Below are 2,243 nucleotides of genomic sequence, written 5' to 3' on the forward strand. Positions count from 1 at the left end.
TAATCGCAGCTTCAAGGATTACGACGACATCCTTGATGCCTGCACATCGGCCTGGAAGCACTTTATTGCCGATGTGGAGCGGGTGATGTCACTTTGTAGCCGAGATTGGATAAAACTGACCTAATGTTTAATCCGATTGGTATAACAGGGCACAAAAAAGCCCCCGGCTGTCGCAAGGGGCTCTTCATGGCATCAGAGGGCTCAGCGCCGCTGCCAGGTCTCGAAACAGTAGGGATGGGGGTTCTTCTCGTCAGGCTGATGTAACTCGCGCTCGATGCACGACCAGTCGTTCTCATCGAAGGCCGGGAAGCGGGTATCCCCTTCCACCGCCAGATCGATACGGGTCAGATAGAGCCTGTCGGCCCGTGGCAGCAGCTGGCCGTAGAGATGACCGCCCCCGATCACCATCAGCTCCGCGACGTCACTATCCGCCAGCAGGGCCAGTGCGGCCTCCACCGAGTCGATAACCTCCACGCCGTCGGCCCGGTAGTCGGGGTTGCGGCTGATCACCAGATTGCGACGGCCGGGCAGCGGTCGTCCGATGGATTCAAAGGTCTTGCGCCCCATCAGCACCGGCTTGCCCAGAGTGACCCGCTTGAAGTGGGCCAGATCCGCCGGCAGGTGCCAAGGCATCTGGTTGTCCAGCCCTATCACCCGATCGTGGGCCATGGCGGCAATCATGGAAATCATCATGGGGTCAACCTCTCGCACCGTCGTCAGATAATGGGGCGGTTACGGTACACGACCAGAGAGGGGATCGCCAAACCGAAACTCAGGGCCCCCACGATAAACAGCGCCTTGAGGCCGTTCTCCACCGCGCTCTGAAGCAGCTCCATGGTCACCCCGGAGATATTGAGCTCCACGATGGCGATCATGGTCTTGAACGCATAGCTGCCCGGGATCATGGGGATGATGGAGGCAACGCTGAACACAGGGCGCGGTGCCAGCAGGCGGCGCGACCAGTAGACACAGACAAAGCCGACCGTGGTCGCCGCTGCCAGGGTGGCCCACTCGATGGGCATGCCGTAGTGGATGAGCAGGGTACGCAGGCTGTGGGCCAACGCGCCCCCCATGGCGCAATATTTGAGCATCCGTGGCGGCACGTTGAACAGCATGGCAAAGCCCACCGCCGGAATGGCCGACCAGAAGGCATCCTTGGCCAGCAGCCAGAGCAGTTCCATCATACTTTCCACCCCCAGATACCGGTCACCGACATGGCGAGAATGATCCCTATGGCTGCGCTGATGGTCAGCAGTGTCGCCGTGCCCCAGCGGGCCAGCCCCATGTTGAAGTAACCCTTCACCATGTCGGAGACCGCATTGATGAGCGGGAACCCCGGCACCAGCAGCAACACGCTGGCGGCCATGGCGAGATAGGGTTGTTCGCCCCAGCCGAAGAAGGTGGCGCTGGAAGCGAGCAGGGTGGCGATAAACCCGGTGGCGGCAAAGTTGATGAGGGGGCTGTGGTGATGGCGGGCAATGAGCTGGCGCACCCGCATGGCGACCGAGGCCGAGCAGCAGGTCACCAGGAAGATGGGCCAGTCACCGCCAAACAGCAGGCAGAAGGCACCGCAGGAGAGCCCCACCATGGGCACCACCAGCCAGGGGTGATAGTGGAACGGCGTGATGGCCTCGAGGCGCTGACGTACCTCGCGCGCGCCGATAAGCGACTTTTCCGTCATGATGCAGATGCGCTGGATTTCGCACACCACCTGCATGTTGATGCCGTGCTCCCGCACCCGGCGGGTGGTGGTGACGCAACTGCCCTGGTAGAGGCTGGTGAGGACGATGGCGCTGGAAGAGATGGCCATCTCGACGCTCTCCAGCCCGAGCGCCATGCCCAGGCGGACCGTGGTCTGCTCGATGATGCGGCTCTCCGCCCCAAACTGGGCCAGCATCTGGCCCGCCTTGACGATGATCCGGGTGATCTCCGTCTGCTGCTCTCGCGACAGCACCCTTCCTGGTGTGATGCTTCTCATGATCCCTTTGAGTCATAGCAAGATGAAATGTGTCTGGATATTACCCCAAAATAAATACACCTTCATCCATCTCTATCGGACTGCGGGCACTGGTCACTATTATTCAGCCGCCCGGGGAATAAATAGCTGTTCCGAATAGTAGATCACCGGAGGAAGGGAACTCAGTCCAGTTTGTGCGATCTGATTAGTCGCTAAACAAAACAAGCCACACCCAAAGGACTGAGTTGATGCCTATCCTACCACCTCTGCCACGACCACAACGGCG

Annotated in this window: 3 protein-coding genes and 1 pseudogene; 1 reads left to right on the top strand and 3 read right to left on the bottom strand. The window is 60.3% G+C overall.

Annotated features, from left to right (window positions below; translation table 11 throughout):
* Positions 1 to 124: pseudogene (locus J9889_RS24280) on the top strand (IS630 family transposase); the annotation flags it as partial.
* Between the two features lie 77 nt (positions 125 to 201).
* Here the strand turns inward: J9889_RS24280 and folA are convergent.
* The 3 genes from folA to J9889_RS19800 are packed head-to-tail and all read right to left on the bottom strand — an operon-like array spanning position 202 to position 1,978.
* Positions 202 to 693 (bottom strand): type 3 dihydrofolate reductase, encoded by a 492-nt coding sequence (folA, locus tag J9889_RS19790; RefSeq protein ID WP_104452412.1) that lies wholly within the window; start codon positions 691 to 693, stop codon positions 202 to 204.
* Between the two features lie 23 nt (positions 694 to 716).
* The gene (locus J9889_RS19795; RefSeq protein ID WP_010675437.1) at positions 717 to 1,184 is read right to left on the bottom strand and encodes a threonine/serine exporter family protein; all 468 of its coding nucleotides are present in this window, start codon (positions 1,182 to 1,184) and stop codon (positions 717 to 719) included.
* On the bottom strand, positions 1,181 to 1,978 hold the full coding sequence (locus J9889_RS19800; protein WP_050498274.1) for a threonine/serine exporter family protein: 798 nt from the start codon (positions 1,976 to 1,978) through the stop codon (positions 1,181 to 1,183). Before J9889_RS19800 ends, J9889_RS19795 begins: the two co-directional genes overlap by 4 nt.
* Between the last annotated feature and the right edge of the window lie 265 nt (positions 1,979 to 2,243).

It is taken from the genome of Aeromonas sp. PrichA-15 (assembly GCF_017939245.1).
GTDB lineage: Bacteria > Pseudomonadota > Gammaproteobacteria > Enterobacterales > Aeromonadaceae > Aeromonas > Aeromonas caviae.